A 21,921-nucleotide genomic window follows, 5' to 3' on the forward strand; every position below is an offset into this window, starting at 1 on the left:
TGAAGCCACGGCTCAGACCGGACGCACCAGGATGTGCTTCTTCTTGCCAAGCGAGAGCTTGACGACGTTGTCGCCGGTCACGTCACCGGAGCCGATGACCCGGCGCTCGTCGCTGACGGCCTCGTCGTTGATCCTGACCGCGCCACCCTGGACATGACGGCGCGCCTCGCCGTTGGAGGCAGCAAGGCCGGCACGTACGATCAGCGTCAGCAGGCCGAGCCCGGCCTCGAGCTCTGCGGTCGGAATCTCGACCGAAGGCAGGTTGTCGGCAAGCGCGCCTTCTTCGAAGGTCTTGCGCGCAGTTTCAGCCGCCTGCTCGGCGGCCGGGCGGCCGTGCAGCATGGCGGTGATCTCGGTCGCCAGGATCTTTTTGACCTCGTTGATCTCCGAGCCACCAAGCTTGGAAAGCCGCTCGATCTCGGCCATCGGCAGCGTCGTGTAGAGCTTGAGGAAACGGGTAACGTCGGCGTCCTCGGTGTTGCGCCAGTACTGCCAGAAGTCGTAGGCCGACAGCATGTCAGGGTTAAGCCAGATGGCGCCGTTGACCGACTTGCCCATCTTGGCGCCGGACGACGTCGTCAGCAGCGGCGAGGTCAGCGCATAGAGCTGCTCGGTGCCCATGCGGTGGCCGAGATCGATACCGTTGATGATGTTGCCCCACTGGTCCGAACCGCCCATCTGCAGACGGCAGCCGGTGCGCTTGTGCAACTCGACGAAGTCGTAGGCCTGCAGGATCATGTAGTTGAATTCCAGGAAAGACAGCGACTGCTCGCGATCAAGCCGCGTCTTGACGCTGTCAAACGACAGCATGCGGTTGACCGAGAAGTGACGGCCAACGTCGCGCAGGAATTCGAGGTAGTTGATGCCCAGCAGCCAGTCGGCGTTGTTGATCATCAACGCGTCCTTGGGGCCTTCGCCATAGGTGAGGTAGTTCGAGAAGACCGTCTTGATGCTGGCGATGTTGGCGCCGATCGTCGCCGGCGTCATCAGCTGGCGTGCCTCGTCCTTGAAGGACGGATCGCCAACCATGCCGGTGCCGCCGCCCATCAGCGAGATCGGCCGATGGCCGGTAGCCTGCATCCAGTGCAGCATCATGATCTGGATCAGGCCGCCGGCATGCAGGCTCGGCGCGGTCGGATCGAAGCCGATATAGGCCGTCACGGTTTCCTTGCGGAACAGCTCATCCAGGCCAGACTCGTCGGAGATCTGGTGGATGAAACCACGCTCGCTGAGGGTGTGAAGGAAATCGGACTTGAAACCGGACATGATCTGTCTCTCTTGCGGGGAGGTTTTGAACGAACGGGCGTTTAGCACTGTTTTTGCGCATAATCACTCCAAAAGTGATTCTGGAAATGTTGACGCGATGACACAGATGAGAACGGCAATCGGCCTGATGAGCGGCACGAGCATGGACGGCATCGACGTCGCCCTGCTGCGCACCGACGGCGAGAGCGTCGTCGAGCGCGGGCCGTCTGCCGGCTTTGCCTATGATGCGCGTTTTCGTGAGCGACTGAAGCAGGGGCTCGTCGACGCCAAGGCGATCACGCAACGTGATCAAAGGCCGGGAGCACTGCGGGACCTTGAAAGCGAACTGACCCTCTTGCACGCTCAGGCGGTGAAGGCGTTCCTGCAGCAAAACAGTCTTTATGCTGCCGAGATCGACCTCGTCGGGTTCCACGGCCAAACCGTGTTGCACCGCCCGGACGAAGCATTGACGGTGCAGATCGGCGATGGCTTCCTGCTTGGGCGCGAGACGGGCATCGATGTCATCTACGACATGCGCGCCAACGACATGGAGCACGGCGGGCAGGGTGCTCCGCTGATCCCCGCCTATCACGCTGCGCTTTCGCGCGGAGCGGCCACGGAGCGCGGGCTGAAAGCACCGGTAGTGTTCGTCAACATCGGCGGCATTTCCAACCTCACCTTCATTGGCACGGGCGATACGCTGATTGCCTATGACAGCGGACCTGGGAACACGCTCATCGATCAATGGGTGGAGGCGCATGCCGGCATCCCCTATGACCAGGGCGGCATGATCGCAAGCGAAGGAGCCATTCTGCCGGAACTCGCCGAACGCTATCTCTCCAACGCCTTCTTCACGGCGAAGCAACGCCGCTCCCTGGATCGCAATGATTTCTCACCGCCGGAAGGCCGCGAGGCTGGCCTGGCAGACGGGGCTCGCACGCTCGCCCATGTGACGGCAGCGGCAGTCGTCAAATCGGCGGCACACCTGCCGCAGCGGCCAGCGACCTACATCGTCTGCGGCGGGGGCCGCCTCAACCCGGTGATCATGCGCGACCTGAGTACACTTGCCGAAGCGCAAGGCGCCGCCGTCATTGTCGCCGAGGACGCCGGCTTCAACGGCGACTCGATGGAGGCGGAGGCCTGGGCCTATCTGGCCGTTCGCGCAGAACGCCGCTTGCCATTGACCTATCCGGGGACCACCGGCGTCAGCCATCCGGTGACGGGCGGAATCCACGCGCCAAGGCCCGCCGGTTGAGCGCTCCACAACCTGCCGCCCGCTACCAAAGGGATTAATCAATTCTTCGCATCGGAGCGTTAACATCGGCGGCCGCTGACGTATTATGCGGAAAAAACAACATTGCGCTGCATGAAAGTTCGGATTCGTCGATGGGTGGTGCGATTTCTCTGCTGGCTGTGAACTTCATCATCGCGCAGATCTTCACGGCCGCATTTCTCACCATTGCCACCAAGAGCCGCCAGCGCCGCGCGGCCCTTTGGTGTGCCGCCGGATTTGCCGTTGCCTCGCTTGCCGCCGTCTGCGAAGCCATCGTGCCGTTCTCGTCCTCGCCGAAGTTCTTTGCCGTCGGCGCCTTTGCCTCGGTGCTCGGCGGCTTCTGCCTGCTGCGCTTCGGCCTGGGGCTCTTTTATCAGGTACCGGTGCGCTGGCCGTTGCTTGGCGCCTGCCTTGTCGCCGGCGTGGCACTTGACCTGGCAATCTACGATCTGCCGCGCAGCACATTGCGCCATGCCTTCTTCTATCAATTGCCATTCTTTGCCGTGCTTGCATGGACTGCATCCGTGGTCCTCCGCTCGGGACGCCGCTCCTTCTTCGACTGGCTGCTCTTCAGCCTGCTCGCCCTGTCGGCCAGCTACTATCTCATCAAGATTTATGCAGCCGTGATGGCCGGATCAGGCGCCACAGCCCAGGACTATGTTTCCAGTCCGTTTGCACTCATTTCCCAGGCGCTGGGCGCGATGCTGATTGTCGGCGCCGGCCTTGCGATGCTTGGCGTGATGGTCAAGGACATCATCGACGACGCCCAGGCCCGCTCGGAAATCGACCTGCTTTCCGGGCTCTACAATCGCCGCGGTTTCATGGAGCGTGTCACGCCTTTGCTGCACGCCCGCCCGAGCGAAACGCCAGGGACGCTGATCCTCGCCGATCTCGATCGCTTCAAGCTCGTCAACGACACCTATGGGCACCACACCGGCGACGAGGTGATTCGCCGCTTCGCACGGGTACTGATGGACGTCATGCCGAACCGTGCCGTCGCCGGACGCCTCGGCGGCGAGGAGTTCGCCGTGTTTCTGCCTTGCACGGATCTGTCGGAGGCGCGCGTCGTTGCCCATGGGATGCGCGCGGCGATCATGTCTCAACAGATTGCCGGCCTGCCGGAAGCGGCCCGGATAACCTCGAGCTTCGGCGTCGCAGCCGTTGGTCGCGGCGAGACGCTCGACCTCGTGATGCAGCGCGCCGACAAGGCGCTCTATGCGGCCAAGGAGAATGGGCGCAATCGCGTCGAATGCGCCGATATGCCGATGACGATCGTCAATCCGGCCGTGCCTCACTGGATCGGCCGCCACTAGGCGCATCTGCAAGGGCATTCATCGCCAGCCGCCGGGCGGACGCGCCGGATGCGGTGCCGATGCCCTTTGCCTGCAGGAAGCGAAGTATGTCCTGCGTGAACTGGTCCGGGTCCTGCAGCAGGGAAAAGTGACTGACTTCCGGCTGGATGAAGAGACCAGCGTTCGGAATGTTGTCGGCGATGAACAGCGTGTCGCTGCGCTGGATGACCTCCTCATGATCGCCGTCGACGACCCAGACGGGCACCTGGATCCCCTGGAGGTTGCGCTCGGTCATGTTCGGCTGCGTCGTCCACATCTTCAGCATCTGATCATAAAACGCGCCATAGGCGCCGGGGGTGGGAGACAGGCTCCGGTATTCCGCGCTCGCTCGAGCCTCGTATGCCTGAAACATCGCGCAGTTGGTCAGGTCGTAGGTGCCGGATGGTTTGCTGTTCGCACCGAAGGCAAACAAACCGCTGATCCGCTCGGGATAACGCATCGCCATCTTCTGGCCGGTAATCGCGCCGTCACTCCAGCCGATCACGGCGCTGCTCGATACGTTCAGATGGTCCATCAGCCCGATGACATCGCAAACCATCAGATCATAGCTGATCTCCAGGCCGTCAGCGCTGCTGCGCCCGTGGCTGCGGGTGTCCATCACGATCACCTGGCAGGATCTGGCAAGGTCGGGCACCTGACGCCCCCAGTAGTTGGAATTGGCGAGGCCGCCGTGCAGCATGATGACCGGCTCGCCTGAACCATAGGAGGCGTACCAAATGTCGGCACCTGGGACGCGGACAACCTCAGACCGGGCAGCAGGAGGAAGCTCCGGAGTATCTGGAAGGGACAGCCACTTCGGTCCGCCAGATGGCACGCCCAGCACTTCCGTCTAGCACCCTCCCAAAGACGCTGAACGTGATCCAGGACACGCATGCCAAGGGCATGGGCCGATCAACTCAAAATAACCGGAATTCCCCACGAACACCCTAGGATTGCACTATACGCTGTTTGCACCGGCCTGGAACTCATCAAAACGGGTGAGCGCAATTGCTCGCGGCGCCCTGCGGTCGATGCGGCGGGTCAGACCGGGCGGAGAGCGCTGGCTGGCGCCATAAAAAAAGCGCCGCGCACCCAAGGGGTACGCGGCGCTCCGACTTGATCAAGTCCAATCAGCGAATGCGCTTGGCCGCCGGTTCCGGCGTCAGTTCGCCGTTCAGGCGACGGTCGAGATAATCCTCGCATTCGCCCATCAGGCTTTCGACCTGGCCATTGAAGAAGTGGTTGGCGCCAGGCACCGTGCGGTGCGTGATGAGAATGCCCTTCTGGGCCTTCAGCTTCTCAACGAGACCGTTGACGTCCTTTTCCGGCGCCACCTTGTCCGAATCGCCATTGATGATCAGGCCGGACGACGGGCAGGGCGCCAGGAACGAGAAGTCGTAGATGTTGGGCTGCGGCGCCACGGCCATGAAGCCTTCGATTTCCGGGCGACGCATCAGGAGCTGCATGCCGATCCAGGCGCCGAAGGAATAGCCGGCGACCCAGCAGCTCTTGGAATCCGGATGCAGGCTCTGCACCCAGTCGAGCGCCGAGGCTGCGTCGGAAAGCTCACCCGCGCCGTGGTCGAATTCGCCCTGGCTGCGGCCGATGCCGCGGAAATTGAACCGCAGTGTCGTAAAACCGCGCTTCTGGAACATGTAAAAGAGCTGGTAGACGATCTGGTTGTTCATCGTGCCGCCGAACTGCGGGTGCGGGTGCAGGATGATGGCGATCGGCGCGCTCTTCTGCTTCGAAGGCTGATAGCGGCCTTCGAGGCGGCCGGCGGGTCCGTTGAAGATGATTTCGGGCATTGGCTCTCCGGGCGTGTTCCTGGTTCGAATCTTGGTTTCAGATCGCGATCAGTCTTGACGAAAGCAGTCAGCTTTTCTAAAACCTAGTTTAGAACCGTTCAAAACTTCTGTGCGGGCATTCCGCCCTGTGCTTCGTCTCATAAGGCAAGCGGCGCGGAAAATTCAAGGAAAATGCATCGCCGGTTGTTGCCGGCTTGCAGCCTGTTGTTCTAGCGAAGGAAATCATGTCGGGTTCGCGCATCTACATGGACTGGAACGCCACGGCGCCGCTTTCGAGCGACGCGCGCAGCGCGTGCCTGTCTGCGCTCGACCTCATCGGCAATCCGTCGTCCGTTCACGGCGAGGGCCGGGCGGTGCGCACGCTGATCGAGAATGCCCGTCGCGATGTAGCCGGACTTTGTGGCGCGAAGGCCGCAAGCGTCATCTTCACCAGCGGCGCGACGGAAGCGGCCAACCTGGTGCTTACGCCGGACTTCCGCATGGGCCGCACGCCGCTCAAGATCGGCAAGCTCTATGCTTCGGCGATCGAGCACCCGGCCGTGCGCGAAGGTGGACGTTTCCCGCGCGAAGCACTTAGTGAAATTCCGGTGACCTCTGCCGGCGTTGTCGACCTGCATGCGCTACGCGAACTGCTCGCCGCGCATGACCGTGCGCTCGGCCTGCCGATGGTCGCCGTCATGCTGGTCAACAATGAGACTGGAATCATTCAACCGGTTGCCGCGATTGCCGAGATCGTTCGCACTGTCGGCGGCATCCTTGTCGTCGATGCGGTGCAGGCCGCCGGCCGCACTCCGCTTGCGATTGAGGACCTCGGCGCCGATTTCCTCATTCTGTCGTCGCACAAGATCGGCGGCCCCAAGGGCGCAGGCGCGCTCGTCGCCCGCGGCGAAGTGATGATGCCGGCGCCGCTGATCCGCGGTGGCGGACAGGAAAAGGGGCACCGCTCGGGGACTGAAAATCCGGTGGCGATTGCAGGCTTTGCCGCAGCCGCCCGCAAGGTCGGTGTGGACGTTGCCGCACGGATGGCGCCGATCACAGCACTCCGCGACAGCCTCGAGCGCGAGATGCAGGCGGCAGCCGCCGATGTGGTCATTCATGGCCGCGACGTTTCGCGCGTTGGCAACACCATCTTCTTCACGCTTCCTGGCCTGAAGGCGGAAACCGGACAGATCGCGTTTGATCTCGAAGGGGTGGCACTTTCGGCGGGATCGGCCTGCTCCTCCGGCAAGGTCGGGCGGAGCCATGTGTTGACGGCGATGGGCTACGATCCGCGTCAGGGTGCTCTTAGGATATCGATCGGCGAAACGACAAGTGAAGCCGAAATCGAACGTTGCGCAGCAGCCTTTGCGAAGGTAGCAGCAAGGCGGCGCATGCCGGGGCAGGCCGCCTGAGGCGACGTGGTGGGACGAAATTGCGGAAAAGCAATTTTCCGCTTGGCAAACAGGGTGAAAAGCGCCTTTTAGCCATTACATAAGCGGTGCGCCAAGTCACACCGCGCTGACAAGCTGCCGGACCTTGGATCCGGCAAGATTGGAGAACGACATGCCTGCCGTGCAGGAAACCATTGATCAGGTCCGCCAGATCGACGTGGACCAGTATAAGTATGGCTTCGAGACGACTATCGAAGTCGAGAAGGCGCCGAAGGGCCTTTCGGAAGACATCATCCGTTTCATCTCGGCGAAGAAAGACGAGCCGGAATGGATGCTGGAATGGCGTCTTGAGGCCTACCGCCGCTGGCTGACGCTCGAAGAGCCGACCTGGGCGCGCGTCAGCTATCCGAAGATCGACTTCAACGAGATCTACTACTACGCCGCTCCCAAGGGCGTGACCGGTCCGAAGTCGCTCGACGAAGTCGATCCCGAGATCCTCAAGGTCTACGAAAAGCTCGGCATTCCGCTGAAGGAACAGGAAATCCTCGCCGGCGTGCAGAAGTCGAAGATCGCCGTCGACGCCGTATTCGACAGCGTCTCGGTCGTCACCACCTTCAAGGAAGAACTGAAGAAGGCCGGCGTGATCTTCATGTCGATCTCCGAGGCGATCCGCGAGCATCCGGATCTCGTGAAGAAGTATCTCGGCTCCGTCGTTCCGACGACCGACAACTACTATGCGACGCTGAACTCGGCGGTCTTTACCGACGGCTCCTTCGTGTTCGTGCCGAAGGGCGTTCGTTGCCCGATGGAACTGTCGACCTACTTCCGTATCAACGAGAAGAACACCGGCCAGTTCGAGCGCACGCTGATCATCGCCGAAGACGGCGCCTATGTGTCCTACCTGGAAGGCTGCACCGCGCCGCAGCGCGACGAGAACCAGCTTCACGCGGCCGTTGTCGAACTGGTTGCGCTCGATGACGCCGAGATCAAGTACTCGACGGTGCAGAACTGGTACCCGGGCGACAAGGAAGGCAAGGGCGGCATCTACAACTTCGTCACCAAGCGTGGCGATTGCCGTGGCAAGAACTCCAAGATCTCCTGGACGCAGGTCGAGACCGGTTCGGCGATCACCTGGAAGTACCCGTCCTGCATCCTGCGCGGCGACGGTTCGCGCGGCGAGTTCTACTCGATCGCCGTTTCCAACGGTCATCAGCAGATCGATAGCGGCACCAAGATGATCCATCTCGGCAAGAACACGTCAAGCCGCATCGTCTCCAAGGGTATCGCTGCCGGCGTTTCGGAAAACACCTATCGCGGCCAGGTTTCGGCCCACCGCAAGGCCGAGAACGCCCGCAACTTCACCCAGTGCGATTCGCTTTTGATCGGCGACAAGTGCGGCGCGCACACCGTTCCCTACATCGAGGCGAAGAACTCGACGGCACAGTTCGAGCACGAGGCGACGACGTCGAAGATATCCGAGGACCAGCTGTTCTACTGCCTGCAGCGCGGCATCCCGACCGAAGCGGCGATCGCGCTGATCGTCAACGGCTTCGTCAAGGAAGTGATCCAGGAACTGCCGATGGAATTTGCTGTCGAAGCGCAGAAGCTGATCGGCATCTCGCTCGAAGGCTCGGTCGGCTAGGGCCCCGGACTGAAAATTGAATGGCGCGCACCGAGAGTTTGCGCGCGAACGAACGTTCGTTTCCCAAGAGGACGATAGAAATGCTTGAAATCAAGAACCTGCACGCCCGCATCGCCGAAGACGGCACTGAAATCATCCGTGGCCTGAACCTCACCGTGAAGGCCGGCGAAGTCGCCGCCATCATGGGCCCGAACGGCTCCGGCAAGTCGACGCTGTCCTACATCCTCTCGGGCCGCGAAGACTACGAAGTGACCGAAGGCGACATTCTCTACAACGGCGAGAGCATCCTTGAGCTCGACGCTTCCGAGCGCGCGGCCAAGGGCATCTTCCTGGCCTTCCAGTATCCGGTCGAAATCCCCGGCGTTGCCACCATGCAATTCCTGAAGGTGGCGATGAACGAGCAGCGCAAGTATCGCGGCGACGACGAACTGACGACGCCGGAATTCATGCGCCGCGTCAAGGAAGCCGCAGCCGAGCTGAAGATCGCTCCGGAAATGCTGCGTCGTCCGCTCAACGTCGGCTTCTCCGGCGGTGAGAAGAAGCGCGCCGAAATCCTGCAGATGTCGCTGCTCCAGCCGAAGCTGTGCGTGCTCGACGAGACGGATTCGGGCCTCGACATCGACGCGCTCAAGATCGTTGCAGACGGCGTGAACGCGCTGCGCTCGCCGGACCGCGCCGTCGTCGTCATCACCCACTACCAGCGCCTGCTCGACTACATCGTTCCGGACACGGTTCACGTGCTCTACAAGGGCCAGGTGATCAAGTCGGGCGACAAGACGCTGGCGCACGAACTCGAAGCCAACGGCTACGCGGACATCATCGAGGCCGCGGCTTGACGCCTGTTGAAGGAGTGTTCGAATGAATATGCAACAGGCAATCAAGATGACGGCGGCCGAAACGGCGCTCGTCGACGCCTATACCAACCAGATTGGTGATCTGCCGGGTGATGGTTCGGTGCTCTCGGTTCGTGACACGCTGGTGCACGAACTGCGCACGGCCGGCCTTCCGACCCGCCGTGTCGAATCCTGGCACTATACCGACCTGCGCACGCTGCTGCGCACCGTGCCGGCCGCTGACCCGACGGCATTCGCCGATCGCGTCGACGCGCTGGTTCCGGGCTCGACAGTGCTTTCGGTCCGCAACGGCCACGCAGATATCAAGGGCAACCTGCCTGATGGCGTGACCGTGCGCTCCTACGTCGACAGCCTGCTCGACGGTTCGGCCACGGCCGGCCTTGCCGTGCTCGGCTTTGACGACGCGATCGGCCGCATCAATGGCGGTCTCGTTCGCGGCGGTCTCGAAATCGATGTGGCCGCGGAAACCTCGCTCGAAGATCCGCTGGAAATCCAGCTGGTGCAGAGCCTTGGCCAGGCGCATACGCGCTTCCCGGTCACCTTCGGTGCCGGCGCCAAGGCGACCGTGATCGAGCGGCATCTGTCGACCAAGGACGCCGAGAGCTTCGTTTCCTCCGTCAGCGACGTGACGCTTGCCGAAGGTGCCGATGTCATCTGGATCATCCTGCAGCAGCAGGGCGCTGCCGATACCCATCTCGGCCAGATCCGCTTCGACCTCGGCAAGAACGCCAAGCTGCATCTCTTCGTCATCAACGCCGGCGGCAAGCTGGTGCGTCAGGAGATTCACGGCAAGACGAGCGGCGAGGGCGCTGACTTCAAGTTGCGCGGTATCAACCTGCTCGGCGGCGAAAGCCACACGGACGTGACCTTCACGCTCGGCCACAACGTACCGCACACGACCTCGACCGAGATCATCCGCAATGTCGTGTTCGACCGCGCCAAGGGCGTGTTCCAGGGCAAGATCCTGGTCGCCAAGGACGCGCAGAAGACCGACGCGAAGATGGCGTGCAACACGCTGCTTCTGTCCGACGACGCCGATCTCTCGGCCAAGCCGGAGCTCGAAATCTTCGCTGACGACGTGCAGTGCGGCCACGGTGCGACGGTCGCTGATATCGACCACACGCAGCTCTTCTATCTGATGGCGCGTGGCGTTCCGGAGAACAAGGCACGGGCGATGCTCGTCAATGCCTTCGTTGCCGAGATCGTCGAAGAGCTTGAGGACCACGAGGCGCTGGTCGAATCGCTCGAAGAGGTCATCTCGGCCTGGCTCGACAAGCACGCCTGACAGGCTTCTGCATGGTTCGATCTTGAGCCATGCAGCAGTTCAACATGGTACGGCGACTTAGCGTGTCTTCAAGAACGCGCGGCGCTGTAGCGCAATTGGATTGAAAGACATGGAACACTCTGTACCGGTGCCCGCCTACGACGTCGAAACGATCCGCAAGGATTTCCCGATCCTGTCGCGGACCGTCTATGGCAAGCCGCTTGTCTATCTCGACAACGGCGCATCGGCACAGAAGCCGCAGGTCGTGATCGACGCGATCTCCCATGCCTATGCCAACGAATATGCCAATGTCCATCGCGGCCTGCATTTCCTGTCGAACGCCGCGACGGAAGCCTATGAGGCGGCGCGCGAAAAGGTACGCCGCTTCCTCAATGCGCCTTCGGTCGACAACGTCATCTTCACCAAGTCCTCGACCGAAGCGATCAACACGGTCGCCTATGGCTACGGCATGCCCAAGCTTGGCGAGGGTGACGAGATCGTGCTCTCCATCATGGAGCATCACTCCAACATCGTTCCCTGGCACTTCATTCGCGAACGCCAGGGCGCCAAGCTCGTCTGGGTTCCAGTCGACGACGACGGCGCGCTCAATGTCGACGATTTCGTCAAATGCCTGACCGACAAGACCAAGCTCATCGCCATCACCCATATGTCGAATGCGCTGGGCACGGTCGTTCCGGTGAAGGAAATCTGCCGCATCGCCCGCGAACGCGGCATCCCGGTGCTCATCGACGGCAGCCAGGGCGCCGTGCACATGCCTGTCGATGTCCAGGACATCGATTGCGACTGGTACGTGATGACCGGCCACAAGCTCTATGGCCCCTCCGGCATCGGCGTGCTCTACGGCAAGACCGATCGCCTGAAGGAAATGCGGCCGTTCCTCGGCGGCGGTGAAATGATCGAGGTGGTGACGGAAGACACCGTCACCTACAACGATCCGCCGCACCGCTTCGAGGCCGGCACGCCGCCGATCGTGCAGGCAATCGGGCTCGGCTATGCGCTCGACTACATGGAGAAGCTTGGCCGTGCTGCAATCCAGGCGCACGAGGCGGACCTGACCGCCTATGCGCGCGAGCGCCTGTCGTCCGTCAATTCGCTGCGCGTGTTCGGCAACGCGCCCGGCAAGGGCAGCATTTTTGCCTTCGAACTCGCCGGCATCCACTCGCACGATGTATCGATGGTGATCGATCGCGCCGGGGTGGCGGTTCGCGCCGGTACGCATTGCGCCCAGCCGCTCTTGAAACGCTTCGGCGTCACCTCCACATGCCGTGCATCCTTCGGTCTGTACAATACCCGGGCCGAGGTCGATGCGCTGGCGGATGCGCTGGAGCATGCGCGCAAGTTCTTCGCTTGATAAATTCGTAAAAGGTTCAAATGGTTCTCGCATGAACCTGAACCATAATAGAAAGTCCAGGAGGCCGAGATGAGCCTTGATGCTACGGAAGAAAAGGTCGATGTCCGCGAAGGCATCGTGCATTCGGCAATCCCGGCCGAGGAACTGGCACGCCTCAGCGACGACATCATCGCCGCGCTGAAGACCGTCTACGACCCGGAAATCCCGGCCGACATCTTCGAACTCGGGCTGATCTACAAGATCGACATCGAAGACGACCGCATGGTCAAGATCGACATGACACTGACAGCGCCGGGTTGCCCGGTTGCCGGCGAGATGCCCGGTTGGGTCGAGAACGCCGTCGGCGCCGTCGAAGGTGTCTCGGGCGTCGAGGTTTCCATGACCTTCGATCCGCCGTGGACGCCTGACCGCATGTCGGAAGAGGCGCAGGTCGCCGTCGGCTGGTACTGACCGGGCGCGTCCATATTGATCCGTTAACACGCGGATACTACATTTGATTCTGTAAGGCGCCGGGCCTTTACCCCGGTGACGACAAGGAGAATGAGCCCATGGGCTTTGCCGTGATGAGCCTGACCGATGCCGCTGCCGGCCGCGTCCGTTCGATCGTCGAGAACGCCGGCGGCGATGCCAAGGGCATTCGCGTCAGCATCAAGAAGGGCGGTTGCGCCGGCATGGAGTATGCCATCGACCTGGTGACCGTGCCCAATGCCAAGGACGACCTGATCGAGCATCAGGATGCCAGGGTCTGGGTTGCGCCTGAGGCCGTGCTTTACCTGCTCGGCACGCAGATGGACTTCGAAGTCACGACGCTGCGCTCCGGTTTCACGTTCCACAACCCGAACCAGACGTCGGCCTGCGGCTGCGGCGAATCGGTCGAACTGAAGCCTGCCGACCTCGCAGCGCTTGCCGCCCGTGGCGATGCCGTGGTGCGCGCCAACTAAGTTTCCCCATCCCGCCAAATGGATAGCCAGACCCGGGTTTCCGCCGGGCCTTTTTTCTGCTGTGATGTGTGGGCGTGGAACGGGGGGATGGTAATGGCAGCCTTCAACGAGGATCTCGTCTTCAAGGCGCTCTATGAGAATTTCCCCGATCCCGTGATTATCATCGATGCCGAACGGGTCATCCGCTCTGCAAACAATGCCGCCCTTCGCCAGTTCGGTTACACGGCCGAGGAGTTCCTCGACCGGTCGGTGCGGCTGATCTATGCAAACGATGCCGAATACGAGCGACGCCTGCGCAATCGCGCCGCACGTGTGGACGAAACCGCCGCCCAGACATCGACCTATCTCTATGTCCGGCGCGATCGCTCGACGTTCTCCGGCCACCTGCGCACAACGCCGCTGATTGACGACACCGGCGAGGAACTGGCGCTCATCGGCATCATTCGCGACGTGTCCGATCTCGCAGAAGCCGTGAGCGCGCGGCAGAAGGCGTCGGAAATGCTGGACGCAGCGCTCGAAGCCATGCCCGAGGGCTTTGCCATCTTCGACCGCAACGAAAGGCTGCTGGTTTACAACGGTGCTTATAGGACCATCTGCGGCCCGGCCAGCACTGCGCTGAAGCCGGGAATTACCGCCGAGGAGATCATGCTTCTCGCACGGCAGGGCGGCCACTATCCCGATGCCTTGCCGGGTACGCGCGAGGGGGACGAGTGGATCGCCACGCGCCTGCGCGATTTCCGCTACCCCGACGGCCACGCGAAGATCTTCCGCTATGGCGACGATCGTTGGCTGAGGGTCGAGAACATCAGGACGAAGGACGGCAACACCGTCGTCTTGCGCGTCGATGTCACCGACCTGAAGCGCGCCGAGCTGGCTCTCGAGCGCCAGCGGCAGGAACTCGAGCACAAGAACGAGGCACTCGACCAGTTCACCGCGACGGTATCCCACGACCTCAAGGCTCCGCTCCGGCACATCTCGATGTTTTCCGAGATGATCGAGGACGATCTGGCCGAGGGCAATCAGGCCGAGCTCATCGACAATGCACGCCATCTGCGCGACAGCGTCCGGCGCATGAACCGGGTCATAGACAGCCTGCTCGACTATGCACAGATTGCCCATAGGGTCAGCGACTGGACGGATGTGCGGCTGGACGACATCGTCTCGGAGACCCTGTCGATCCTTGCCGGTGACGCGCAGGAAGCGGGGGCGACCTTCGAGATTGGCCCGTTGCCGGAACTTCAGGGCGACCCCGAGCTTTTGCGTCGACTGGTGCAGAACCTGGTCGGCAATGCGATCAAGTATCGCCACCCGGATCGCAAGCCGAAAATCCTCATCCATGGTGGGCTTGCGGACCAGATCGTCGAACTGGTGGTCGAGGACAACGGCATCGGCATCGACCCCCGCTTTGCCACGCGCATCTTCGAAGTGTTCCAGCGCTTGCACAAGGACGAGACCGTCTATGGTGGCACGGGGATCGGCCTGGCACTCGCCAAACGCATCGCCGAGAGCCATGGCGGCTCGATCCGCCTTGACACCACCTTCCGTGAAGGCGCACGGTTCATCGTGCTCCTTCCGAGGCGGCTACGGAAGGCGAGTTAGGGCGACACAACGTGGCAACGGCGCCAAAGCGACTGCTGCTGGTCGAGGATGACGCGCACGATGCGCGCTTCGTCATGCGTGCCTTCGCACAGGTGGATGAGACGATCGATATCGTGCTGGCAACGGATGCAGACGAAGCGATCGCCCAACTTAACCACGGCCATTTTGACTATGTGCTTCTCGATATCAATCTGCCCGGCAGCGACGGCATCGAGTTGCTGCGCCGCATTCGCCGCAGCCAGGCGACGACCGTTACACCCGTGATCGTCCTGACGTCCTCCAGCAACCCGGCCGACGTGCTCCATTGCTACACCGCCGGCGCCAACGCCTATGTCGCCAAACCCGCTTCGGTTGCCGGCTACCGAAGCTTTGCCGATGCCTTCATCCGCTTCTGGATCGACAGCACCATCCTGCCGCCAGGCATGACCACACGCCGATAGGCACGGTCGACGCGTTGAAGCGTCCCGGTCACTCTCTGTAATTCCAGGATCGAGATGGCGCCGGCGCGTGATCGCGCGTGTCCCTTGGCGCTTGGCAAGCGCCGGAGGTGGCCGGCGGAGCGACAAGACGCTCCGCCGGCTGTTCGCTGTTACTCTGCCGCTTCCGCGTAGCTTTCGAGCGGCGGGCAGGTGCAGACGAGGTTGCGGTCACCGAAGACGTTGTCGACGCGGTTGACCGGCGACCAGTACTTGTCGACGCGGAAGGCGCCCGGCGGGAAGCAGGCCTGTTCGCGCGAATAGGGACGATCCCAATCGCCGACCAGGTCTTCGACCGTGTGCGGAGCGTTCTTCAGCGGGTTGTTGGTCTTGTCCATCCGGCCTTCTTCGATGGCGCGGGCCTCCTCGCGGATCGCCAGCATCGCATCGCAGAAACGGTCGATTTCGGCCTTGGTCTCCGATTCGGTCGGCTCGATCATCAGCGTGCCGGCCACCGGCCAGCTCATGGTCGGAGCGTGGAAACCGCAGTCGATCAGGCGCTTGGCAACGTCGTCAACGGTGACGCCGGCGCTTTCGACCAGCGGGCGGGTGTCGATGATGCACTCATGCGCAACACGACCCTTCGACGACTTGTAGAGCACCTCGTAGGCGCCCTTCAGCCGTGCAGCGATGTAGTTGGCGTTGAGGATTGCCACCTTCGTCGCCTGGGTCAGGCCTTCGCCACCCATCATCAGGCAGTAGCTCCAGGAGATCGGCAGGATCGACGCTGAACCGAAGGGAGCCGCCGACACAGCACCGTCCTGGCCGTCCGTTTCCGGGTGGCCGGGAAGGTAAGGCGCCAGATGCGCCTTGACGCCGATCGGGCCCATGCCCGGACCGCCGCCGCCATGCGGAATGCAGAAGGTCTTGTGCAGGTTCAGGTGGCTGACGTCGGAGCCGATATCGCCGGGGCGGGCCAAGCCGACCATGGCGTTCATGTTGGCGCCATCCATGTAGACCTGGCCACCATGCTTGTGCACGATCTCGCAGACTTCACGCACGTTCTCTTCGAACACGCCGTGGGTCGACGGATAGGTGATCATGCAGCAGGAGAGGTTTTCTGCATACTGCTCGGCCTTCGCACGGAAATCATCCATGTCGATGTCGCCGTTATCGCTGACCTTGATGACCACGACCTTCATGCCGGCCATCTGGGCGGACGCCGGGTTGGTGCCGTGTGCCGAGGTCGGGATCAGGCAGACGTCACGATGGGCGTCGCCTCGCGCCAGGTGATAGGCGCGGATCGTGAGGAGACCGGCATATTCACCTTGTGCGCCTGAGTTCGGCTGCATCGAGATCGCGTCATAGCCGGTGACGGCGCAGAGCTTCTCCGACAGATTCTCGATCATGTGCTGGTAGCCAGCCGCCTGGTCCTTCGGAACAAACGGATGAATTTCCGAAAATTCCGGCCAGGTGATCGGCAGCATTTCCGCCGTCGCGTTGAGCTTCATCGTGCACGAGCCGAGCGGGATCATCGCCCGGTCGAGCGCAAGGTCGCGGTCCGACAGGCGACGGATGTAGCGCGTCATCTCGCTTTCGGCGCGATTCATGTGGAAGATCGGGTGCGTCAGGTACTCGCTGGTGCGCAGCAGTTGCTGCGGCAGGCGGTAGCCCGGCTCGAACTCTTCCACCTTGAAATCGCCGCCGAAGGCGCGCCAGACGGCTTCGAGCGTGACGGGACGCGAACGCTCGTCGAGGCTGATGCCGATCTTGGTCTCGCCGATCTTGCGCAGGTTCACTTCCTCGGCGACCGCAGTCTTGAGGATGATGCCCTGCAGCTTGCCGACTTCAACCGTGATGGTGTCGAAGAACACGTCTGGCTCGACGGTGTAGCCGAGCTTTTCTAGGCCCATGGCAAGGCGCACGGTCTTCTGGTGAACGCTCTGGGCGATCGCCTTGATGCCCTTCGGTCCATGGAAGACCGCGTACATCGAGGCCATGACGGCGAGCAGCACCTGCGCGGTGCAGATGTTCGACGTCGCCTTTTCGCGGCGGATGTGCTGTTCGCGGGTCTGCAGCGACAGGCGATAGGCGCGGTTGCCGCGCGCATCGACCGAGACGCCGACGAGACGGCCGGGCATCGAGCGCTTGTGCGCATCCTTGACCGCCATGTAGGCCGCGTGCGGACCGCCATAGCCGACCGGAACGCCGAAGCGCTGGGTGCAGCCGATGGCGATGTCGGCGCCCATTTCGCCAGGCGACTTCAAGAGCGCCAGCGCCAGCGGATCGGCAGCGACCGTGGCGATCGCGCCGGTCTGGTGCAGGCGGGCGATCAGGCCGGTGAAATCATGCACGTGGCCGTAGGTGCCCGGATACTGGAAGATCGCGCCGAAGACGTCGACCGGATCGAGATCGGTGAAGGGATTGCCGATGACGATCTGCCAGCCGAGTGGCTCGGCGCGCGTCTTTAGAAGTGCGATCGTCTGCGGGTGGCAGTTCTCGTCGACGAAGAAGGCCTTGGCCTTGGACTTCGAGACGCGCTCGGCCATGGCCATGGCTTCGGCGGCAGCGGTCGCTTCGTCGAGCAGCGAGGCGTTGGCAACGTCGAGACCCGTCAGGTCGCAAACCATCGTCTGGTAGTTGAGCAGCGCTTCGAGACGACCCTGGCTGATTTCCGGCTGGTAGGGCGTATAGGCCGTGTACCAGGCGGGGTTTTCCAGGATGTTGCGCTGGATCACCGGCGGCGTGATGGTGCCGTAATAGCCCTGGCCGATCAGCGAGACGAGCTTCTGGTTGCGGTTGGCCGTCTCGCGCATCTTGTCCAGCGCTTCGCGCTCGGTCATCGGCGCGCCCCAGGCAAGCGGCGTCTTCTGGCGAATCGACGGCGGAACGGTGTCGTCGATGAGAGCGTCGAGCGTCGGATAGCCGACGACTTTCAGCATCTCGTCCATTTCGGCAGGCGACGGGCCGATATGACGCCGGTTGGCGAAGTCATACGGCTTGTAGTCGGTAAAGGTGAAATCCTTGGGCATGCTCATCAGGCGACGAGCTCCTTGTAGGCTGCTTCTTCGAGAAGGGCGTCGGCGTCGCTCGGGTTGGCAAGCTTCAGCTTGAAGAACCAGGCAGCGCCCTGCGGGTCGCTGTTGACCAGCGACGGATCGTCAACGATCGCCTGGTTCACTTCGACGATTTCGCCGTCAAGTGGACAATAGACGTCGGAAGCTGCCTTGACGGATTCGACGGTGGAGGCGGTGTCGCCCTTGGCAAACGTCGAGCCGGTTTCCGGCAGTTCAACGAAGACGAGGTCGCCAAGCTGGCCGGCGGCGTGCTCGGTGATGCCGACGGTCGCGACACCAGCTTCGATCTTCAGCCACTCGTGTTCCTCAGTGAACTTCAACATTATCGCTCTCTCCTGATCAGCGTTTGTAGGTTTGTTTGACGAAGGGAAGGGCAGCGACCGCCACCGGCAGATACTTGCCGCGCACTTCCGCAAAAAGCGTGTTGCCGATTTCCGTATGACCGGCATCGACATAGCCCATGGCGACCGGGCCATCGACCGATGGGCCGAAGCCGCCCGAGGTCACCTGACCGACCGGCGTCTTGCCTTCGGCATCGGCAAAGAGGTTGGCGCCGCCGCGAACCGGCGCGCGTCCTTCAGGCTTCAACCCAACGCGGCGACGCGAGGCGCCGTCGGCAAGCTGAGCGAGGATGCGATCGGCGCCGGGGAAGCCGCCCTCGCGGGCGCCGCCGGCGCGGCGCGCCTTCTGCATCGCCCATTCGATGGCCCCCTCGACCGGCGTGGTCGTGGTGTCGATATCGTTGCCATAGAGACAAAGGCCGGCTTCCAGACGCAGCGAATCGCGGGCGCCGAGACCGATCGGCTTGACATCGGGATGTTCGAGCAACCGCTGGGTGACATCCACTGCGGATGCCACGGGAATGGAGATTTCGAAACCGTCTTCGCCGGTGTAGCCGGAGCGGGAAATGATGCAGGCGACATCATGCAGATCGGCTTCAGCGACGTCCATGAAGCGCATGGCCGAGACATCGGCCCACAATTCGCCAAGCACGGCTTCGGCATGCGGCCCTTGCAGCGCGATCAGCGCGCGGTCGTCAAGCATGGTGACTTCACAGGTGTCGGCAAGCCCCTTTTTCAGATGCTCGAAATCCGCATCCTTGCAGGCCGCGTTGACGACGAGGAACAGATGATCACCACGGTTGGCAATCATCAGATCGTCGAGGATGCCGCCTTCGGCATTGGTGAAGATCGCATAGCGCTGCCGACCCTCGCCAAGGCCGAGCACGTCGACCGGCACCAGTTTTTCCAACGCAAGTGCTGCGTCCTCGATCTTGCCGGACTTCGGCCGGACGATGACCTGGCCCATGTGCGAGACATCGAAGAGGCCGGCGGCAACACGGGTGTGCTGGTGTTCCTTCATCACGCCATCGGGGTACTGCACCGGCATGTCGTAACCGGCAAAGGGCACCATGCGGGCGCCGAGGGAAAGGTGCAGCGCATGCAGCGGCGTATGTTTCAAGTGAGGATTGTCTTCCAAATCCGGCCTCCAGGTCTGGCGCTCCCGCGCCGGCTCACACTTCCGGCGTCAATCGCCGTCGATTCGAGCCCCCTCTGTCCCTTTGCCTGAGATTGTTATCCCTTCGGCGAGCGCAAAAGCGCTTCTCTCCAGAGTCCTACCGGCACCTTGCTGGTCCTTTGGCCTGAGAGTTTCCGGGGCGGTTGCTCCTTCGGCACCGGACTGAACCGGCTTCTCCCAACAAGATCGCCTCCAGATAACGGCGAAGGCGGGAGCTTGGCAAGAGGGCGGTGTCGCGCTGAAACACATTTTTGTCGCATGACCAAAAGACGCAGCCACGGCGGGTGCGGCAATTCTGCCTTTGCATTCTTCTCCGGTTGAGGATAACCCAAGTGAAATACCGGGGATGACCATGATAGGGCGCGAAGGCAAATTCGGGATAGCAGTACGGCTGATCGCCGTATTCGCGCTCGTTTTTCTGACCTTTGCCCACAAGCCGCTCGCCGCCCAGACGCTGGCGTCGGCCGAGATCGCCGCCTATCAGCTGCCTGACGGTTCGATCGCCGAAATCTGCTTCGGCATGGACGGAGTCGACCACCAAAGCGGAAAGGGCCAGCCCATGGCCCCGGTCTGCGAAGCCTGCCGGCTGTCGGGCTCGGTCCTCCTGCCGCATCCACCGACCGAGAGCGTTCGCGCCGATGTGGGCGAGTGGCAGCTTTCGCCGGTTTTCGCTTACAGCGCCACGCCCAATCAGCATCTGCGCCTGCTGCCGCCTTCGCGCGGGCCGCCGGCGCGCTCGTAATCCTCCTCTCGCATTCCCATTGCAATTCGCCGCCTTCAAGCGGCCTGGACCACCGGAAACCGGGCAAAGGCCCGCGCGTGGTCAGGAGATTACGACATGACCAAGACCAGAATCGCTTCGCTTTCGCTCGGCCTCACCCTTGCAGCAAGCGGAATCGCCCACGCCCACGCCACCTTCGAGAAAGACACGGCGCCGGTGGAAACCACCTTCAAGGCGGTGTTGCAGGTTCCGCATGGCTGCGATGGCAAACCGACCACCGAAGTGCAGGTCAAGCTGCCGGAAGGCTTCGTCTTCGCCAAGCCACAGCCGAAGCCCGGCTGGGAGCTCGAGGTGATCAAGGGCGATTACCAGAAGACTTACGACAATCATGGCAAGAAGGTCTCGTCCGGTCCGGTGGAAATCCGTTGGAAGGGCGGCAACCTCTCCGACGACTACTACGACACCTTCGTCGTTCGCGGCAAACTCTCGGGCTTCGACAAGGAGACCGTGCTTGCCTTCCCGACCACACAGCTTTGTGGAACCGACGGCAAGGTCGTCTGGGACCAGGTTGCCGCCGAGGGCCAGAATGCGCATGACCTGAAGAGCCCGGCACCGACCGTGACGGTAACCATGGCCGATGCTGCTAATCCTCATGCCGGTCATGGTGGAAACGGGGCCGCAGTGGAAGGTGCTGCGAAGCTCGGCGATCTCGATATCTCCGGCGGTTCGGTCAAGGCGATGCTGCCGGGCGCCAAGGTCGGCGGCGGCTTCCTGACGATCAAGAATGGCGGCGCCGCTGAAGATCGGCTCGTCGCTGTCGAGAGCCCCGCGGCTGCACGCGTCGAAATTCATGAAATGAAGATGGAAAACGACGTCATGAAAATGCGCAAGCTCGACGACGGCATTGCCCTGCCGGCCGGCAAAACGGTCGAGCTCAAGGCCGGTGGCCTGCACCTGATGTTCATGGACGTAAAGGCGCCCTTCAAGGAAGGCGATGCCGTTCCCGTCACGCTTACCTTTGAAAAGGCCGGCAAGGTCGACGCGACGTTCCCGGTCGGCTCGGCCAAGGGCGGCGAGGCCGCCGCAGGCCAGAAGCATCATTGATCAGTGAGATTGCGACGCTGCCTCAGGCGGCGTCGCTTTCATCCTCCTGGCCGACCGGTTCATCCTGCCGGCCTTCGTCTTCTTGCTTCTCGGAGCCGTCGTCGTCTTCGTCGCGCATGAACTCCAGATAGCGACGCAAGGCTTCCGCCTCAGAGCGTTCCGGCAGCCGTCCATCCGCAGTCGTCAGCATGAAAGACAGGGGCAGGGCACCCTTCGTCTTCGGGATAGACACCGGCGTCAGGGCCGGTTGTTCGGTGCGCTTGGTCGACAGCAACGTGATGGCCTCATCGGTCGGACCGTCGCCACGCACGCGCGCCGACGGCTTCAGCGCTTCTGCTGCATAAGCCGCCGTCGTCGCGGATACGGTGACGACCTGTGTCACGTCC

20 protein-coding genes and 1 riboswitch are annotated in these 21,921 nt (G+C 62.4%); of the genes, 13 read left to right on the plus strand and 7 right to left on the minus strand.

All coding sequences use genetic code 11. The annotated features are described in order from the left end of the window. Positions 1-12 precede the first annotated feature (12 nt). The gene (tyrS, locus tag MKZ91_RS17415) at positions 13-1,266 is read right to left on the minus strand and encodes a tyrosine--tRNA ligase (protein ID WP_336172325.1); all 1,254 of its coding nucleotides are present in this window, start codon (positions 1,264-1,266) and stop codon (positions 13-15) included. 97 nt (positions 1,267-1,363) lie between these two features. Between tyrS and MKZ91_RS17420 the strand changes: the two genes are divergently transcribed. After that, the gene (locus MKZ91_RS17420; protein WP_336172326.1) at positions 1,364-2,500 is read left to right on the plus strand and encodes an anhydro-N-acetylmuramic acid kinase; all 1,137 of its coding nucleotides are present in this window, start codon (positions 1,364-1,366) and stop codon (positions 2,498-2,500) included. A 131-nt stretch (positions 2,501-2,631) separates the two neighbouring features. Then, positions 2,632-3,831 carry a GGDEF domain-containing protein gene (locus tag MKZ91_RS17425; RefSeq protein WP_336172327.1) on the plus strand — a complete coding sequence of 400 codons (1,200 nt, stop codon included), beginning with the start codon at positions 2,632-2,634 and terminating at the stop codon, positions 3,829-3,831. Here MKZ91_RS17425 and MKZ91_RS17430 read toward each other — a convergent pair. Together MKZ91_RS17430 and MKZ91_RS17435 are read right to left on the minus strand one after the other, a co-directional pair. Continuing rightward, complete coding sequence (locus tag MKZ91_RS17430) at positions 3,794-4,549, minus strand: alpha/beta fold hydrolase (RefSeq protein ID WP_336172328.1); 756 nt, start codon at positions 4,547-4,549, stop codon at positions 3,794-3,796. The two genes, MKZ91_RS17425 and MKZ91_RS17430, sit on opposite strands and share 38 nt — an antisense overlap. Before the next feature lie 430 nt (positions 4,550-4,979). Next, complete coding sequence (locus tag MKZ91_RS17435; protein ID WP_336172329.1) at positions 4,980-5,657, minus strand: alpha/beta hydrolase; 678 nt, start codon at positions 5,655-5,657, stop codon at positions 4,980-4,982. A 224-nt stretch (positions 5,658-5,881) separates the two neighbouring features. Here MKZ91_RS17435 and MKZ91_RS17440 point away from each other — a divergent pair, with 224 nt between their 5' ends. The 9 genes from MKZ91_RS17440 to MKZ91_RS17480 all read left to right on the plus strand — a co-directional run bounded on the left by MKZ91_RS17440 (position 5,882) and on the right by MKZ91_RS17480 (position 15,139). Continuing rightward, on the plus strand, positions 5,882-7,048 hold the full coding sequence (locus tag MKZ91_RS17440) for a cysteine desulfurase family protein (RefSeq protein ID WP_336172330.1): 1,167 nt from the start codon (positions 5,882-5,884) through the stop codon (positions 7,046-7,048). Positions 7,049-7,199: 151 nt separating this feature from the next. Beyond that, positions 7,200-8,669 (plus strand): Fe-S cluster assembly protein SufB, encoded by a 1,470-nt coding sequence (sufB, locus tag MKZ91_RS17445; RefSeq protein WP_336172331.1) that lies wholly within the window; start codon positions 7,200-7,202, stop codon positions 8,667-8,669. Between the two features lie 80 nt (positions 8,670-8,749). Continuing rightward, on the plus strand, positions 8,750-9,505 hold the full coding sequence (gene sufC / locus MKZ91_RS17450) for a Fe-S cluster assembly ATPase SufC (RefSeq protein ID WP_336172332.1): 756 nt from the start codon (positions 8,750-8,752) through the stop codon (positions 9,503-9,505). A 22-nt stretch (positions 9,506-9,527) separates the two neighbouring features. Next, positions 9,528-10,808, plus strand: a complete 1,281-nt coding sequence (gene sufD / locus MKZ91_RS17455) for a Fe-S cluster assembly protein SufD (RefSeq protein ID WP_336172333.1) — start codon at positions 9,528-9,530, stop codon at positions 10,806-10,808. 109 nt (positions 10,809-10,917) lie between these two features. After that, complete coding sequence (locus MKZ91_RS17460) at positions 10,918-12,159, plus strand: cysteine desulfurase (RefSeq protein WP_336172334.1); 1,242 nt, start codon at positions 10,918-10,920, stop codon at positions 12,157-12,159. 69 nt (positions 12,160-12,228) lie between these two features. After that, positions 12,229-12,609 carry an SUF system Fe-S cluster assembly protein gene (locus tag MKZ91_RS17465; protein WP_065373631.1) on the plus strand — a complete coding sequence of 127 codons (381 nt, stop codon included), beginning with the start codon at positions 12,229-12,231 and terminating at the stop codon, positions 12,607-12,609. 98 nt (positions 12,610-12,707) lie between these two features. Then, positions 12,708-13,100 (plus strand): Fe-S cluster assembly scaffold SufA, encoded by a 393-nt coding sequence (gene sufA, locus MKZ91_RS17470; protein WP_336172335.1) that lies wholly within the window; start codon positions 12,708-12,710, stop codon positions 13,098-13,100. A 93-nt stretch (positions 13,101-13,193) separates the two neighbouring features. Next, on the plus strand, positions 13,194-14,699 hold the full coding sequence (locus tag MKZ91_RS17475) for a sensor histidine kinase (protein ID WP_336172336.1): 1,506 nt from the start codon (positions 13,194-13,196) through the stop codon (positions 14,697-14,699). An 11-nt stretch (positions 14,700-14,710) separates the two neighbouring features. Further along, positions 14,711-15,139 (plus strand): response regulator, encoded by a 429-nt coding sequence (locus MKZ91_RS17480; protein ID WP_336172337.1) that lies wholly within the window; start codon positions 14,711-14,713, stop codon positions 15,137-15,139. A 149-nt stretch (positions 15,140-15,288) separates the two neighbouring features. Here MKZ91_RS17480 and gcvP read toward each other — a convergent pair whose 3' ends face one another. Genes gcvP through gcvT form a run of 3 tightly spaced genes read right to left on the minus strand, consistent with a single transcriptional unit; the run spans position 15,289 to position 19,671 of the window. Next, positions 15,289-18,153: an aminomethyl-transferring glycine dehydrogenase gene (gene gcvP / locus MKZ91_RS17485; protein WP_336172338.1), complete on the minus strand. Its 2,865-nt coding sequence runs from the start codon at positions 18,151-18,153 to the stop codon at positions 15,289-15,291. Continuing rightward, positions 18,153-18,515, minus strand: coding sequence for a glycine cleavage system protein GcvH (gcvH, locus tag MKZ91_RS17490; RefSeq protein ID WP_336172339.1), 363 nt, complete (start codon positions 18,513-18,515; stop codon positions 18,153-18,155). The genes gcvP and gcvH overlap by 1 nt, the downstream gene beginning before the upstream one ends. Before the next feature lie 16 nt (positions 18,516-18,531). After that, complete coding sequence (gene gcvT / locus MKZ91_RS17495; RefSeq protein ID WP_336172340.1) at positions 18,532-19,671, minus strand: glycine cleavage system aminomethyltransferase GcvT; 1,140 nt, start codon at positions 19,669-19,671, stop codon at positions 18,532-18,534. 141 nt (positions 19,672-19,812) lie between these two features. Beyond that, positions 19,813-19,900: riboswitch (glycine riboswitch) on the minus strand. Positions 19,901-20,062: 162 nt separating this feature from the next. Here gcvT and MKZ91_RS17500 point away from each other — a divergent pair. Together MKZ91_RS17500 and MKZ91_RS17505 are read left to right on the plus strand one after the other, a co-directional pair. Next, positions 20,063-20,452 (plus strand): hypothetical protein, encoded by a 390-nt coding sequence (locus MKZ91_RS17500; protein WP_336172400.1) that lies wholly within the window; start codon positions 20,063-20,065, stop codon positions 20,450-20,452. Positions 20,453-20,548: 96 nt separating this feature from the next. Then, complete coding sequence (locus MKZ91_RS17505; protein ID WP_336172341.1) at positions 20,549-21,535, plus strand: copper chaperone PCu(A)C; 987 nt, start codon at positions 20,549-20,551, stop codon at positions 21,533-21,535. 22 nt (positions 21,536-21,557) lie between these two features. Here the strand turns inward: MKZ91_RS17505 and MKZ91_RS17510 are convergent, their stop codons facing one another. Further along, positions 21,558-21,917, minus strand: coding sequence for a hypothetical protein (locus MKZ91_RS17510; protein WP_336172342.1), 360 nt, complete (start codon positions 21,915-21,917; stop codon positions 21,558-21,560). Positions 21,918-21,921: the final 4 nt, after the last annotated feature.

This window comes from Ensifer sp. MJa1, assembly GCF_037026475.1.
Lineage (GTDB): Bacteria > Pseudomonadota > Alphaproteobacteria > Rhizobiales > Rhizobiaceae > Ensifer.